11 protein-coding genes are annotated in these 14,289 nt (G+C 64.2%); 3 read left to right on the plus strand and 8 right to left on the minus strand.

Going from position 1 to position 14,289, the window contains the following annotated elements:
* Nucleotides 1-142: 142 nt before the first annotated feature.
* Both NA29_RS23930 and NA29_RS23935 read right to left on the minus strand, forming a co-directional pair.
* On the minus strand, nt 143-898 hold the full coding sequence (locus NA29_RS23930; RefSeq protein ID WP_052252358.1) for a dienelactone hydrolase family protein: 756 nt from the start codon (nt 896-898) through the stop codon (nt 143-145).
* Between the two features lie 237 nt (nt 899-1,135).
* Complete coding sequence (locus NA29_RS23935; protein WP_052252359.1) at nt 1,136-1,588, minus strand: DUF302 domain-containing protein; 453 nt, start codon at nt 1,586-1,588, stop codon at nt 1,136-1,138.
* Nucleotides 1,589-1,902: 314 nt separating this feature from the next.
* Here NA29_RS23935 and NA29_RS23940 point away from each other — a divergent pair, with 314 nt between their 5' ends.
* Nucleotides 1,903-2,397 (plus strand): hypothetical protein, encoded by a 495-nt coding sequence (locus tag NA29_RS23940; RefSeq protein WP_039401624.1) that lies wholly within the window; start codon nt 1,903-1,905, stop codon nt 2,395-2,397.
* Between the two features lie 72 nt (nt 2,398-2,469).
* Here the strand turns inward: NA29_RS23940 and NA29_RS23945 are convergent, their stop codons facing one another.
* Both NA29_RS23945 and NA29_RS23950 read right to left on the minus strand, forming a co-directional pair.
* Nucleotides 2,470-5,928: an autotransporter outer membrane beta-barrel domain-containing protein gene (locus tag NA29_RS23945; protein ID WP_150777542.1), complete on the minus strand. Its 3,459-nt coding sequence runs from the start codon at nt 5,926-5,928 to the stop codon at nt 2,470-2,472.
* A gap of 261 nt (nt 5,929-6,189) precedes the next feature.
* On the minus strand, nt 6,190-7,122 hold the full coding sequence (locus tag NA29_RS23950; RefSeq protein WP_039393747.1) for a LysR family transcriptional regulator: 933 nt from the start codon (nt 7,120-7,122) through the stop codon (nt 6,190-6,192).
* Between the two features lie 128 nt (nt 7,123-7,250).
* On the opposite strand from NA29_RS23950, the gene NA29_RS23955 reads away from it, so the two are divergent.
* Together NA29_RS23955 and NA29_RS23960 are read left to right on the plus strand one after the other, a co-directional pair.
* A complete protein-coding gene (locus NA29_RS23955; RefSeq protein WP_039393749.1) occupies nt 7,251-8,450 on the plus strand; it encodes an amino acid aminotransferase in 1,200 nt (399 codons plus the stop codon).
* A gap of 91 nt (nt 8,451-8,541) precedes the next feature.
* A complete protein-coding gene (locus NA29_RS23960) occupies nt 8,542-9,828 on the plus strand; it encodes an MFS transporter (protein WP_039393751.1) in 1,287 nt (428 codons plus the stop codon).
* An 83-nt stretch (nt 9,829-9,911) separates the two neighbouring features.
* Here NA29_RS23960 and NA29_RS23965 read toward each other — a convergent pair whose 3' ends face one another.
* The 4 genes from NA29_RS23965 to NA29_RS23980 are packed head-to-tail and all read right to left on the minus strand — an operon-like array spanning nt 9,912 to nt 14,270.
* The gene (locus NA29_RS23965) at nt 9,912-10,901 is read right to left on the minus strand and encodes a 2-dehydropantoate 2-reductase (protein WP_039393753.1); all 990 of its coding nucleotides are present in this window, start codon (nt 10,899-10,901) and stop codon (nt 9,912-9,914) included.
* Nucleotides 10,902-10,905: 4 nt separating this feature from the next.
* On the minus strand, nt 10,906-11,859 hold the full coding sequence (locus NA29_RS23970; RefSeq protein WP_039393756.1) for a fumarylacetoacetate hydrolase family protein: 954 nt from the start codon (nt 11,857-11,859) through the stop codon (nt 10,906-10,908).
* 12 nt (nt 11,860-11,871) lie between these two features.
* Nucleotides 11,872-12,735 (minus strand): DODA-type extradiol aromatic ring-opening family dioxygenase, encoded by an 864-nt coding sequence (locus NA29_RS23975; RefSeq protein ID WP_039393758.1) that lies wholly within the window; start codon nt 12,733-12,735, stop codon nt 11,872-11,874.
* A gap of 59 nt (nt 12,736-12,794) precedes the next feature.
* Nucleotides 12,795-14,270 (minus strand): aldehyde dehydrogenase family protein, encoded by a 1,476-nt coding sequence (locus NA29_RS23980; protein WP_039393760.1) that lies wholly within the window; start codon nt 14,268-14,270, stop codon nt 12,795-12,797.
* Nucleotides 14,271-14,289 lie beyond the last annotated feature (19 nt).

Consider the following 14,289-nt stretch of genomic DNA (forward strand, 5'->3'; position numbering starts at 1 on the left):
CCAAAAAACCGGCGACAGGTCCACAGTTGGTCGACAGTAGGCCGAAGAAGCAGGACGTACAAAAACGAAGAAGCCCGCATTGGCGGGCTTCTTTGCGTTTACCGGTCCGATGGCCAACGCGGCCATCGGGGGTGACAATGCCTTACTTCGCGAACGACTTCGCCAGGAATTCGAGCGCACGGCCGTGAGCCAGCGCGGCCGACGGCTGATGGTACGACTCGCGCGACCAGCAGTTGAAGCCGTGATCTGCGTTCGGGTACACAAACACTTCGGTGTTCGGACGCGACTTCACCGCGTCGCTCACCTGCGTGACGATGTCCGGCGTGATGTGGCTGTCGAGCGCGCCGTAGTGGAACTGCGTCGGCACGTTGAGGTTGGCCGCTTCGCTCAGATAGTTGTGAATGCCGCCGCCGTAGTACGGCACGGCAGCGTCGACCAGACCGCGTGCGGCGCTCAGGTACGACAGCAGTCCACCGAAGCAGTAGCCAATGGCGGCGACCTTGGCACCCGCATCCAGCTTGCCGCGCAGCGCCTTTACCGTCGCTTCGACATCCTTCACCGCCTTCTCGACGTCGACCGCCTTGCGCAGTTCCATCGCACGGCCCCAGTCGTCGCCCGAGTAGCCGAGTTCGACGCGCGGTGCCGAGCGCCAGAAGATGTCCGGTGCGAGCACGACATAACCGTCCATCGCGTACTGATCGGCCACGCCACGAATGTGCTCGTTCACGCCGAAGATTTCCTGCACCAGCACGACGCCCTGGGCGTTGGCCGTCTTACCATTCGGCGGCAATGCCAGATAGGCATCGAAGGCGCCATCCACGGTTTCAACACGAATCCATTGACTGTTCGACACGGAAGTTGCTCCATCAAAAGGGGGGAAATGCCTGCGCCCTGACATCGAAAAACGCCCGCGGGGGGATCGGGCGCGGCCGCTCGATACGTTCGAACTGGCCAGACGCAGTTAGGCCGGATCAGTATAGGGACTTTTGAGACGATTCACAGCGCGCCGGAAAGCCCGCCGGACAAGGCCCGACGCCACTTTACGCGACGCATCGCGCGACCTCCTGCCGCAGAAATCACGTCTTGTCGCGCGTCCTGCGCCGTTCATCGTTTCGACGTTCGAACCCACTGCGGCTCAGTCTGACGCTCTCAAGAGCGCTGCTTCCAGCAGTTTCACCACGCCGCCGAACCCCGCCACCTGCGCGGAGTCGATGCCGTACAGCGCGCTCAGCGAGGGTCCGGGATTCAGGAAATCCACCCGTACATCGTCGGCGCTTGCCGCCCACACCATCACTTTCAATGGCAATTCCAGTCCTGCATGGGGGTTTGCGGCCATGACGGGCGTACCGCCCTTCGGATTACCGAACAGCACGAGCCGGGTCGGACGCAGCGATGTCCCCGCCGAGGCCGCCGCCGCGCTCTGGTCGATGTCGGCGAAGATGGTCATGCCGTGCTGCTTGAGCGCATCGATCACGCGTGTGAGCGTAGCGTAGAAGTCGACCGGGCTGCGTAGCGACGTAACGCTCGCCGGATGCGCATGGCCGGCGGATGCGGCAGATTCGTTGGCTTGAGTGGCTTCGGTGGTCATACAGGCTCCTCGAACACTGAGGCGAGACAGACAGTAACGCCCGCGCAAAGTTCGCCGGGCAGCCGGGCCAGTGTACCGCCGCCCTCCTATGCGCATCACCCCCCGCATCACCCCCCGCATCACCCCCTTTAGGCAGCGCCGCCCACGCGCGCCTATCGTCTTCGCCAGCCGTTCGCATCACGCCCTCATACCCGCCCCACCTTACATGTCGTTACCGTCCCCCTGTCTGCTATTCGAGGCACGTTACGCTTGGCCTCGTCGTTCGACAATCGAGCGAACGCATTTAATACGGAGTCCATATGATAAAGATTTCGATGCACCAGACTGTAAGCGGGATTGCGCTGATGCTCGCGCTGACGGTTACCGGCGTCAGCCTGCCTGCGGCCGCCGCCACCGACGCCCCGCCGCCCGCCTGCACACAAGCCGCTGCCCCGGGCGAGATACCGCCCCCGCCGCCGGGCATGGGCAAGCACTTCGGCGGCCCCGGACCGCGTGGTCCGATGGGGCCTATCGGGCCGATGGGGCCTATGGGATCTGCCGGTCACGGCGGCCCGGGCTTCGCTGCGGTTCGCACCATCGAGGAGATCGCCCACCTCTATCGCGTCGGCGGCCACCCGGAGAACGTTCTGCCGTTCTACCGCGAGACGCTAACGCAAACGCGCGATCCGATGCTGCGACACCACTTGCGCGAGGCCATCGCGCGTGAGGAGCTAAAGCCCGCCGACACCACGGCGGCCATCGTCACGTTGCGCGCGCAATTAAGCGAAGACCTCGCCGCACTCCCCTCGCCCGACGCCAAGCGTCGCTAAGTTCTGACATTCACCGCACCCGGCGACAATGCGTAATGTGTAATGCGTCAGCTCGGGTGCGCCGCTCGCACATCAGAAAGCGTATTTCGCGCCGACGTTCACGAGCACGCCGCGCATGCCGCCCGTGCCGAAGCTCTTCTGATACGACACACGGCCGTACAGCGAAAAGCTCGCGCCCTGCACACTGTTCACCCCGAGCGAGAACATCATCGAGTCGCCGTACTTTCCGGTCTGGAACATTGCGTCACTGACCTGAACGCTGGTGCCACCCACAAACGCATGGATGACGTCGAACCCGAAGTACGGCGTGATGCGTCCGGTGCTGACATCGAAGGGACGCGTGAGCCGCATGCCAAGCCGACCGGTGAACTGGTTCTGTGAGCCGATGTTCACGGAAAGTCCGTCGGCATCGGTCACATTGTCGAAGCCAAGGTGCTGGCCAACGAACTGCAACTGCGGCTCCAGATTCATGCCATACGCCAGCGCCAGCGGATACCCGGCCTCGATGGACGCCGCGTAGCTGTTGCCTCGCATTGGCGCGACTTCACCGCGCGCGTCGGTCGTCGTGCGCCCATTGAACCAGCCGACCGACGCGATGCCGTCGACGTACCAGCCCTGCTGACTTTGGTACGTTCCATAGCCATACAGACGATAGACGCTGGCGCGCGTGGTACTCGGCCCGTCGATGGCGGTCGGCTCGTAATGCAGCCATCCCATCGAGCCCGCCGCGCCGAAGCGCCACGTGCCGTTGTCGGTGAAGTGTTTGAAGAGATTGCCGCCGATCTGAATCGCACCGTAGTCGGCGTTCATGTCGTAGCCGAACGCCTGAAAGCTCTGGTTGGAGCGGTACTTGAAGCTGCCGCCATAGCCACGCATGAACATCTCGCCCGGTCCGCGATCGCGGCCGAGAATCCGGTCGTCGCGCACTTCGCCCAGACGCCGGTGCAACGAGTCGATGTCCGTCATCCCTGCTTGCAGGAAAGCGGCTGGCGCGCTCAGATAAGACGCCACCTGCGGCGCCACTTCACGCCGCGCGTCCGGCGGCACTGGCTCGTCGACACCGCCCCCGGGGTTGCCCGGCCCCTCGGGATCGACCTCCCCTCCGGGTGATACATAGGCGCTCTGCAACCGGTAGTCCCAATAGCCCGCGCCGGTGCCGACAAGGTTCTGCGTCGGGTCGGCCGTCCCGTGTGCCGAACCGGGACCGTAGGCGTAAAGCCTGTATTCGTAAGGCGAATTCGGAGCCACGACATAGCCACCCGCCAGGCTGAACGCGTTGAACGTCGATGCGCCTGCCACCTGCACCAGCGAAATCCCTTCGTGGTTGTTGATGACCCCATTGAGCGACGTCAGCGCGCCCGGACTGCCTGTCGTCGGTCTGATACGCAGCGTTGTCGTGCCGCTCGCGCTGCCTTGAATCAGCAGACGGTCGGTGTATTGATTCGATAGCGCACCGCCTTCGTTCAGATATGTGTTGAGTGCGACCGTGCCACTACCGCCCGTATAGCCGTTGCCAATCGTCACGTTGCGATACGACCCCTGACTGGTCGGCGCGGAAGTGAGCAGCGCCGTCACCGGAAAATCGATCAGGCTGTTGGCGTTGTTCAGCTCGGTGACGTTGGACGATCCCGTCACCTGCCAGACGCTGTTGTTGCTCAGGTTGACGACCGACGTGCTGCTGTTGTCCGTGTAAATGCGCCCCGTAATGGTCGAGTGGCTGGCGTCGAGATTGAGCGTCGCGCCGAGACCGGACCTCGCAGAAGCATTGATCGCACCGCCGCCACCGCTCAGCGTCGAGTTCGTCAGATTAACGTTGGCGATGCCGCCGTAGATCCACAACGCGACCCCGTTGTCCGACGTCACCGTCGTGTCCTGCAAGGTCATGTTGTAGCCACCCGCGCGCGGTGGCGCGGCGATGCCCGCGCGTGATACGGCGGTCAGCACGGGCGACGGCACATCGCTGCCGAGATCCGTGGGCGCGGCGGGGACCGGCGTGACGATGGCGAATGGCGGGGCTGGATCGGTCGACGGGAGCAACGGCGTCGTCGCAGGCAAGGTCGGCAAACCCGGCGTCGGTGGCGGTGTCTGAATACCGGTGATGGCCTGCGGCGCGTCAAACACGATGGCGGCCGTGCCAGCGCCCGTGGCGCGTATCGCCGCGCCGGTCGCATTGAACATGCCGCCGTTCTGGATACGCACGGCGTACGCGTTCGTCCCCGCCGTGGTGATCGACGTTCCCGCGCCGCTCGCGCTGCTGCGCAGCAGGTTGACCGTCCCCGCATTGGCGTAGATGCCGTACGTGCTCGCCTGATCGGTCGTGATGGAGCCACCGGCGAAGTTGGTCGTGCTGCCCGTCCACGCATAAATGCCGTAGGCCTGCGTGCCGTGCGTGGCGATGGCGAAGTCGGAGAGATTCACCGTCGCCGCGCCGCTGCCGGAAAGCAAACCGTAGGCCGTCTGCCCCTGCGTGGTGATCGAACCGACGTTCAGCGTGGCCGTTGTGCTGCCCGAAATCCACATGCCGTAGGCGGAGGTGCCTCGCGTGTTCACCGCGACCTGCGATCCGGTGACGGTCGACGTGCCGTTCACGAGCAAGCCGTAAGTCGAGTTCTGCGTGGTCGAGAGGCTCAACCGGTTCAGGTTGCCGTTCGCCGTGCCGATGCGCACGGCGTGGCTGCCCGCGCTGGTCGTGCTGACGGTCACCGTGCCGGGGGTGTTGGGATCAGTGTTCGTGTTCAGCGTGCCGCCGGACTCCGCGTTCAGTCCGAGATTGCCCGCCACCGCTGTGGAGATGGTCGAATTACCGTTGATGGTGGCGATGGAGCCATTGAACACCTGCACACCGCCCGCGCCCGAGCCGACAGCACCATTCGACGTTACCGTCGAGTTCGTGAGTGTGATGTTACTGCCGCCCCAGGAACGCACGCCCCAACTGCCCTGACCGTTCACGGTAATCGACGTATCGCGTAGATTGATGGTCGACGATGCGCCGTAGGCACGTATGCCGTCGGCGTCCAGGCCCGTGGTGACAATGGTCACGTTGGCACCGCTCAGTAGCGAGTTGCCCAGCGACGATTGAGGCATGTAGACGCCCTGCACCTGATCGCCGACGCCCGTCAACAACACACCCGCCTGACTCGCGACGATATTGACCGTGCCGTTCGCGATGTAAAGCGCGTCGTTCGGCGCGCCCGCACGGTAGTCAGATGTCACCGACACAACGCCGGGCGTGCCGAGATTCGGATTGATCGTGACGCTCGCACCGCGAAACACCGCGATCCCCGCACCGCCGAGTTGCGCGGGATAGGGCGGTACGGGGTGAATCGTCACACTCCCCTGAATGACGCCGACCGGTACGACGTTGCCGTCGTAATACTGTTCGTAAGTGAGCGTGGTTCCCGAAACGATTTCGGGGAGCGGATAGGTCTGTGCGTGCGCCGCACCGGCGGCACCCGCGAGAAGGAAGACCAAAGATGCAGCCGTCGCAACGGGATGACGACGGGGCAAGCGTTCGTGCTTGGCGTGAGTCACTCTACCTCCTGGGGGATGGAGTCAAGCAGACACATCAGTAGCAATACGAAGCGTTTTAGGTTTTGCATCTCAATGGATGCTGGCGTAAACACTAAACCAATCGCTTCGAAAACTACAGCACGGACACGCGCCGGTACGTCGCTATTTCAGCGCATTTCGATAAGTGATTATTTAAATGATTAGATTCGGTGTGCTGATCGTAATAGTAATTACCGAATCGTTGCTTTCCGTGCGCCGCGACACACCCGATACGTCACGGACTCACGTCTTTGCGGTCTCCATGATCCGTGCGTTCCACTTCGGCAGCCACTCAAGCAGGAACTGGGCAAAACCTTCGGCCGCCGGAGACGGCGTACGCGACAACGGCTGGTAGACGCAAACCTGCCGAATCGTCTCGGGCGAGACGACACGACGCATCAGCAAACCGAACGGATGGGCGAGCGCCGCCACATAGCCGGGCGTGAGCGTCGCGGCCAAGCCTTGCGAGGCGACGCCAAGTGCCGTCGTCACGTTGTCGACGACATCGATGGACGTGATGCGCGCATCGGGCGGCGCAGACTGACGCATCTGCGCGACGCTGCGCTCGTGGTCGCGTCCGGCGGCGACGAGCGGCGTGTCGCGCAGGTCGGTCCACCGCACGCGCTTGCGCCGCGCAAGCGCGTGTTGCGGCGCGCACCACAGCACCCACGGGCTATCGAACGCGGGCGTACCGGCCACATGCGCGCCCGTTGCGCGATTCGGACCGATGGCAATGTCGAGATCGCCGTTGGCAACATGATCGATGAGTGCATCGACGGGGGTATCGACCACGCGCACTACGACCTTCGGCCGCGAGGCGGCGTATTCGCGAATCGCAGCGGGCAGCGCCATGCTGGCCAGCACCAGCGGCGCACCGACGCGCACGATGCCCGCGGCGCGGTTGCGCAGGTCGTCGGCCGTTTTCTCAGCGGCTTGCACGTAACGCAGCACCGACTCGGCAGACGCCAGAAAATCGCGTCCGGCGCTGGAAAGGGCGACGCGCCGCGTAGTGCGGTCGAAGATGCGAAAGCCGAGCACCGACTCCAGCTCGGCGACCAACTGACTGATGGCGGACGATGTGAGTCCCAGGCGATTGCCCGCCTCGGCAAAGCTGTGCAATTCGGCGATGGCTACCAGTGCTTCGAACTGGCGCAGCGTGACGCGGGTCAGGGGCATGGCGTTTCGATTATCAAGTTTCGCTTACGAATGGACCAGAATCGATTGATTGTTCCGCAAAGGGACGTCGCCCACAATCGATTTTCAAAATTCCCCCGTGAACCGAAGATCGAGACGGAGCGAGCCTCATGTTTTCCCACGTCGACGCCTACCCTGGCGACCCCATCCTCAGCCTGAACGAAGCCTTCGGTCAGGATCCCCGCCAGCACAAGGTCAACCTGTCCATCGGCATCTACTTCGACGACGACGGTCGTCTGCCGGTCATGCAGGCCGTGCGCGACGCCGAGTCGGCTGTCCTCGCCGACATCGGTCCACGTCCCTATCTCCCGATGGCGGGCACCCCGGCGTACCGCGACGCAGTGCAAGCCCTTGTCTTTGGCGAGCAGAACGCCGCGCGGCGCGAGCAGCGCATCGCCACCTTGCAGACACTGGGCGGCGGCGGCGCATTGCGTGTCGGGGCCGATTTCCTGAAACGCTACTTCCCCGAGAGCACCCTCTGGATCAGCGATCCGAGCTGGGACAACCATCGCGTGGTGTTCGAGAGCGCCGGATTCCAGGTGAAGTCCTACCCCTATTACGACGACGCCACCGGTGGCCTACGCTTCGACGCCATGATGGACAAGCTGTCCTCGCTGCCGCCGCAGAGCATCGTGCTGTTGCACGCGTGCTGTCACAACCCGACCGGCGTCGACCTCTCGCAGGCGCAGTGGGAAGCGCTCGTGCCGGTGCTGCGCGAGCGCGGGCTGATTGCGTTCGTCGACATGGCGTATCAGGGGTTCGGCGACGGACTCGACGCGGACGCCTTCGCAGTTCGCGCGCTGACCGACGCAGGTGTGCCGACGGTCGTCGCCAACTCCTTCTCGAAGAACTTCTCGCTGTATGGAGAGCGCTGCGGCGCGTTGTCGGTGGTTTGCGCCACAGCGGACGAAGCGTCGCGCGTGTTCGGCCAGCTGATGGGCACCGTGCGTGCGAATTACAGCAATCCGCCGACGCACGGTGCGCGGCTCGTGGCAGAAGTGCTGACGACGCCATCGCTGCGCAGCGCGTGGCAGACCGAACTCGACGGCATGCGCACGCGCATTGCATCGATGCGCAAGCAGATCCATGCACGCCTGGAACCCCATGTGAGCGGCGAAAAGCTGTCGCGCTACATCGCGCAGCGCGGCATGTTCACGTACACGGGCCTGTCGGCCGCGCAGGCGGACACGCTGCGCGAGACGCACGGTGTCTATGTGCTGCGCTCGGGACGCATGTGCGTTGCGGGCCTGAACAACCGCAACGTCGACACTGTGGCGCACGCCATCGCACAGGTGCTCACGCAGCGCTGACCGGGCATGACCGGCATTAACGCGGCGCGCATGCTCGCCGCACAACGCTAGACGAGCATGCGCAACATATAAGACAACGACTGGAGACTTCATGAACACTGCAACGGCTGCCGGTGCCCACATTCGCGGGCATTCGACTTCACACACCTGGCGCGCGGTGATATCGGCGTCCATCGGTAACGCGCTGGAATGGTTCGATCTGGTCGTGTACGGCTTCTTCGCCGTCACGATCTCGAAGCTGTTCTTCCCCACGCACGACGACACGACCTCGCTACTGCTCACGCTCGGCACGTTCGGCGTGTCGTTCTTCATGCGACCACTGGGCGCAATTGTGATCGGCGTCTATGCAGATCGACGGGGGCGTCGTGAAGCGCTGACGCTCACGATTTTGCTGATGATGGCGGGCACAGCGATCATCGCTTTCATGCCGACGTACGAGACCATCGGTTTGCTCGCACCGGCCGGCATCGTGCTGGCACGCATGATTCAGGGCTTTTCGGCGGGCGGTGAGTTCGGCAGTGCCACTGCGTTCCTTGCCGAACACGCACCACAACGGCGCGGCTTCTTCGCGAGCTTTCAGGTCGCGAGTCAGGGGCTGACGACGCTACTGGCAGCGGGCTTCGGTGCGGTGCTCACGAGCACGTTGACCCCGGATCAGATGATGAGCTGGGGCTGGCGCGTGCCGTTCCTGTTCGGCTTGCTGATCGGCCCGGTGGCGTATTACATCCGCCGTCACGTGAGCGAGACGCCGGAGTTTCTGGAATCCGAACCGACGCAAACGCCGCTGCGCGACACGTTGAGTCATCAGAAGATGCGTTTGTTGCTGGCGGTCGGCGCGGTCGTCGTTGCCACTGTCTCGACGTATCTGGTGCTGTACATGCCGACGTATGCCATCAAGCAACTGGGCCTGCCTGCGTCGGTGGCATTCGCAGCGACGGTCGCAACGGGGATCGTGCAGATGTTCCTCTCGCCGGTCGTAGGCGCGTGGTCGGATCGTGTGGGACGCGCCAAACCGATGATGATTGCCGCCGCGCTTCTGCTCGTGACGATCTGGCCGATGTTCTGGTTGCTGTCGACGCACCCGAGCTTCGGCGTGATGCTAGCATTGCAGACGGTGTTGGGCGTGTTGATGACGATGTACTTCGCGCCGCTCCCGGCGCTGGCTTCGGAGATCTTCCCGGTGAAGACGCGCACGACGGGCCTGTCGCTGTCGTACAACCTGTCGGTGACGTTCTTCGGCGGCTTCGCCCCGTTCATTCTGACCTGGCTGATCACCGCGACGGGCAGCAAACTCGCTCCGAGCTTCTACATGATGGCCGCTGCCGCTGTGGGACTGATGGCGCTGAGCCAGGTGTACCGGCACACGGGTGTGCGCTGATCGGCGCGCGTCATCCGAATCCATAAGAGAAAAGGGGCACCGCGGTGCCCCTTCTTCTTTATGCCCTGCCAGCGACGAACGACTTACTGCGGATACAACCCATGCACCCGACCGAACAATCGGGTCAGGCCCAGCAGCGCATCGATGTTCGGCGTCGGCACGCCGACCCGCTGACCGATCTCGCGCACAACGCTCACCAGCGCGTCGAGTTCGATGGGACGGTTCGCTTCCACGTCCTGCAGCATCGACGTCTTGAACGCCCCCAGCTTTGCCGTCACCTGATGCCGGTCTTCCGGCGACTGGTCGATGGCGCATCCGATCTTCGCGCCGATGGCCGCGGCCTCGCGCATCGCCGCCGAGCAGAAATCGCGCACCAGCGGGTCGTCGAGCAACCGGTCGATGGTTGCGCCCGTGATCGCCGACACCGGGTTCATCGTGAGATTGCCCCAGAGCTTGTACCAGATATCCAGACGCACGTTCTCCGACGCCTTCGCCTCGAACCCCGCACGCTCAAGCAACGCCGCCAGACGCTGCACGCGCTCGCTCGCACCGCCTCCCGGCTCGCCGATGATCAGCCCACGGCCCATCTTGTGATCGACCAGCCCCGGCTCCGGCGTCGAAGCACTCGCGTGCACCACGCAACCGATCACGTTCGCCAACGGAATCGCCGCGCCGATGGCACCCGCCGGATCGATGCTCGTAAGCGTCCCATCGCCAAACCCCGGCACGCCCTGACAGAACCACCACGGCACGCCGTTCATCGCGGGTAACACGAGCGTTTGCGGCCCGAGCAACGGCACCACCGACGCCGCCACCTGCGCCAGCGCCGGTCCCTTCACCGCAATCACGACCAGATCCTGCTCGCCAAGCTTCGCAGCGTCCTCCAACGGATGCGCCGCCGCCACCGGGCCGGTTGCCAGCGTCTCGCCCTGCCTGACCCGCCAGCCCCGCTCTCGCAGTGCGGCCAGCGTCGCGCCACGCGCCAGCGCGCTGACCTGCGCTTCGCCCGTCGCCGCGAGTCGCTGCCCGATCAGCCCACCGATGGCGCCCGCGCCAATGATCGTCACCTTCATCCGTCTACTCCGGTTGTTGTGCCGCGAGACGATAGTTCTCCTTGAATCGCTCCGGCACACGTTCGTCAAAACCCAGCGCCACACGGCGCACTTCCGGACTGTCGCCCGGCGGATGGCCCACACCGAGCGCCGCTGCACGCGGGGCATCGATCTGCACGACCCGGCCGGAGAGCCGTCCCAATCCCGTAATCTCGCACTCCACCAGATCGCCCGCATCCACCGAACGCGAGTGGCACGGCGTGCCCATCAGAATGACGTCACCCGGCATCAGCGTGATGTGACGCGCAATGTCCGCGATCACGTAATGCGGGCCCCAGATCGTTTCGTCGCCGATGTGCGCTTCCTGCACGACACGTCCGTTGCGATAGGTGCGCAACGTCTGTTCGAACAGGTTCACGCCTCGCACGATACCCGGTCCGATGGGCAGCAGCGTGTCCGCCCCCTTCACCCGCAGCATCGATCCCTGATCGGTGTCGCGAAAGTCCTGCAAGCCCATGTCCAGCGCCGGACAGAAGCCTTCGATGTAATCCCATGCTTCGTCCGGCAGCACGTTGCGACACGTGCGCCCGATCACCACCGCATACTCGCTTTCGTAGTTCAGATACCGGCAATCCGTCGGTTTCAGAATCTGGCCGTCGTGGCCGTTGAGCGACGTCGTCGGCTTCATGAAGTACGTCGGCGTGTCGGTGGGCTTGGGTTTGTTGCGCGTCTCCATGCTACGCGAGCGATAGGAGATGTGCACGGCGATGATCTTCGACGGATTCACCGGTGGCAGATGCGTCACCGTTTGCGGATCGACAAGACGTCCATCGTCGAGCCGGAGCATGCCCTGCGCGTCTCCCGTCTCATCGATCATCGTGCCCCAGAACGCGCTGCCGCCCAGCAGAATATGGCGACGCTCCACGCGCGGGCCGCGCATCACCGCAGGCAATTCACGCAGCGGAAATTCGAAATCCATGATGTCGCCTCGTCAGATCGTATCGAACCAGATATGCACGTTGCCCGTGCCTCGCGCGTTCTCGTAGTCCGACAGCACGGTGCCCGCGCTGCGGCATTCGGCCCCACCGAGCGCACCGACCATCTGCAGGTAGTGCGCGCCGTGCGCTTCCCACGGACGCTTCCGGTAGTCCGTATCCCAGTCCGCCAGAATCCGGTCGTGACGTCCCTCGCGAAACGCTTCGATGGCCCGCTTGTCGCTCTCGATGTTCTCCGGGCGCGACACGTTGCTCTCGTGAAAGATGCGCGGATGATTCGGCTTCCAGTCGATGCCGTTGAACTTGTGACTCAGCGCGCCTGACGCCAGCATCACCACCCGCAGATCGCTGCGGCGAATCGCCTCGCCGATCACTTCGCCTGATTGCAGGAAGTGCTGCGTCTCGCAGTTCTGGCACGAGCTCACGGTGACGATCGGCCATGCGTCCAGACGCATCTGTTTGATGACGTTAATCGTCGGGTAATGCCGTGCGAGATCCGGATGCTGCACGGCGCGCGCACGCACGCCACGCTCACGCGCTACGCCGTCGATGGCGAGCGCCAGTTCCGGGTGTCCGCGATAGTCGTAGGGCACACCGTGCAGATACCAAGGCATCTCGTCCGACGTGTACATGCCTGAGTAGCGCGCGCCGCCGTCGATCAGGTGATAGCCGGTCGTGAACCAGTGCGAATCGAAAATCATGACGACGTCCGGACGTACCGCTTCAATGCGCTCGCGCACTCGTGCGTACCCGGGAATCAGGTCCGAATCCGCCCCCGCGCCCTGCAACACGCGAAACTCCTCACATTGCATCAGGCCGGGGTGATGCGACACCAGCGCCGCGCCAACGATCTGTCCCATGCTGCTCTCCTCTTGTCCTATTGTCTTGCTGATTGTTTTGGCGATGCGACAGCGCGCCATCAGCGATGGCTGAAGCTCGCCTTGAACGGTTGTTTCGGCACGACGACATCCTTCACGTCGCAGAAGAATTCGAAGCTCCAGTCGCCGCCCTCGCGTCCAACGCCCGAGCGTTTGATGCCGCCGAACGGTGCAGCCAGATCGCGAATGCCGAAGCTGTTGATCCAGATGAAGCCCGTGCGCACGCGCTCGGCAATCGCGATGGCATGCGCCTCGTCGCCGTAGCAAACGCCGCCCAGCCCGTAGTCGGTGCCGTTGGCCATGCCGACGACTTCGTCGTCGCTCGCGAAGGTTTGCAGTGTGAGCACCGGGCCGAAGACTTCCTGCTGCACGATCTCGTCCTGCTGGCGCAGATCGGTGAGCAGCGTCGGCGCGAAGTACTGCGCGCCGAAGTCATGCCGCGTGCCGCCCCACAGCACGCGAGCGCCGAGCGCGACGGCGCGCTCGACGAACCCCTGCACACGCTCTAGCTGACGCATATGGATAATTGGCCCGACTTCGGTCGCGGCGTCGCGCGGATCGCCCACGACGAGACGCCCGACCACCTCGCGCAGCTTTTCGATGAACATGGGGGCCACGTCCGCATGCACGAGCAGACGCGTCCCCGCGAGGCACACCTGCCCCGCGTTGCGGTACATCAGCGCGGCGGTCGCAGCGGCAGCGTCGAGATCGGCGTCGGCCAGCACGATAAACGCCGACTTGCCGCCAAGTTCGAGGCTGCACGGCACCAGGTTGTCGGCGGCCGTCTTCGCAATCCATTTGGCCGTGGCGACCGAGCCGGTAAACGAGATGCGCGCGAGCCGTGCATCGCTGACCAGCGCCGCCCCGGTCTGCGCACCCGAGCCCTGCAACAGGTTGAAGACCCCCGGCGGCAATCCCGCCTCGTGCGCGCAATCGGCCAGTAGCGACGACGTCAACGGTGCCCACTCGGGCGCTTTGAGCACCACCGTGTTACCCGACGCCAACGCCGGGCCGATCTTCCACGTCGCCAGCATCAGCGGCGAATTCCACGGCGTGATGATGGCCACGACACCGGCCGGATCGTGGCGCACGAGGTGGCGTGCCTGCGGTGTCTCGATCACGCGGTCCTGCAGCGTCAGGGCATGCTCGGCGAACCATGTGATGTTTTGCATGGCGCGTGGCACGACACCGTGTGCCATGCGCGAGCGCAGCACGCCTGCGTCTGCGCTCTCAAGCGTAGCGAACGCGTCGGCGCGGCGACCGATGGCATCGGCGAAGCGCTGAAGATACGGTTGACGTTGCGCCGCGCTCAGCGCCGCCCACGCGGGAAACGCCAGCGAGGCCGACGTCACCGCAGCATCGACGTGACCGAGGTTGCCGCTGGCGATATTGCCCAGATGCGTCTGGTCGATGGGCGAGACGCACTCGAACGTCTCGGCAGACGCCACGCGACGGCCATCGATGTAGTGGTCCGGCGACACCGACACACCGGCGACGTCAAAACGGGTATCACTCATGCCTTGTCTCTTTAAATGA

The sequence above is a fragment of the Pandoraea sputorum genome (assembly GCF_000814845.2).
GTDB lineage: Bacteria > Pseudomonadota > Gammaproteobacteria > Burkholderiales > Burkholderiaceae > Pandoraea > Pandoraea sputorum.

What these genes read in the sequence shown, in the direction of transcription:
- NA29_RS23930 (WP_052252358.1), bottom strand. Translation starts at nt 898, where the DNA reads ATGTCAGGGCGCAGGCATTTCCCCCCTTTTGATGGAGCAACTTCCGTG.
- NA29_RS23935 (WP_052252359.1), bottom strand. Translation starts at nt 1,588, where the DNA reads ATGACCACCGAAGCCACTCAAGCCAACGAATCTGCCGCATCCGCCGGC.
- NA29_RS23940 (WP_039401624.1), top strand. Translation starts at nt 1,903, where the DNA reads ATGCACCAGACTGTAAGCGGGATTGCGCTGATGCTCGCGCTGACGGTT.
- NA29_RS23950 (WP_039393747.1), bottom strand. Translation starts at nt 7,122, where the DNA reads ATGCCCCTGACCCGCGTCACGCTGCGCCAGTTCGAAGCACTGGTAGCC.
- NA29_RS23955 (WP_039393749.1), top strand. Translation starts at nt 7,251, where the DNA reads ATGTTTTCCCACGTCGACGCCTACCCTGGCGACCCCATCCTCAGCCTG.
- NA29_RS23960 (WP_039393751.1), top strand. Translation starts at nt 8,542, where the DNA reads ATGAACACTGCAACGGCTGCCGGTGCCCACATTCGCGGGCATTCGACT.
- NA29_RS23965 (WP_039393753.1), bottom strand. Translation starts at nt 10,901, where the DNA reads ATGAAGGTGACGATCATTGGCGCGGGCGCCATCGGTGGGCTGATCGGG.
- NA29_RS23970 (WP_039393756.1), bottom strand. Translation starts at nt 11,859, where the DNA reads ATGGATTTCGAATTTCCGCTGCGTGAATTGCCTGCGGTGATGCGCGGC.
- NA29_RS23975 (WP_039393758.1), bottom strand. Translation starts at nt 12,735, where the DNA reads ATGGGACAGATCGTTGGCGCGGCGCTGGTGTCGCATCACCCCGGCCTG.
- NA29_RS23980 (WP_039393760.1), bottom strand. Translation starts at nt 14,270, where the DNA reads ATGAGTGATACCCGTTTTGACGTCGCCGGTGTGTCGGTGTCGCCGGAC.